Raw genomic sequence first — 510 nt, forward strand, 5'->3', positions numbered from 1 at the left:
AAGGCAACATGTAACTTAATACCAGGTCTTGGTAATGAGCCATCATCTCTAGGTCGACCTTTGCTTTTGCAACTAAAGTTATCAGCACATGAGTACTGTAAGTCAATCTCTGTACCATCAATGAGAATGATGTCATTAACCTTAAGGCGTTTTAATAGAGCCTTTAAATCAGCAGGCAGATTCTCTTTTAACTTTAGGTTTAAAGACTTTGATTTAAACAGTGTTAATAACTGCTGACAAAGCTCTTTAACTGTTTCTAGTGTTGTTTCCTGCTGTAGCTGCTTGTGAATACACTTAACCGTCATAGATTCATTGTCTGATGCTTTATTGTAGGCATCTGCAATTGACTTAAGGGTTAACTCTGAGCTTTTAGTAGGTGAGCACATGAGATTGAGTGCTGTTAAAGTGTAATCAGCTACATCAAACTTTCTTTGTCTAACTAGAGCCTTCTTTGCTCTAGCTATACAGCAGATATTCTCTTTAGAGAGAACTGAGGTTAAAGAGGTGTTT

General features: G+C 37.1%; 1 protein-coding gene. It reads right to left on the reverse strand.

Translation table 11 applies throughout. From position 1 onward, the window contains the following. Positions 1-510: hypothetical protein (locus tag J5V48_RS09860; protein ID WP_219938487.1), on the reverse strand; the 510-nt coding region annotated here is incomplete at both ends.

This window comes from Succinivibrio faecicola (assembly GCF_019448115.1).
GTDB lineage: Bacteria > Pseudomonadota > Gammaproteobacteria > Enterobacterales > Succinivibrionaceae > Succinivibrio > Succinivibrio faecicola.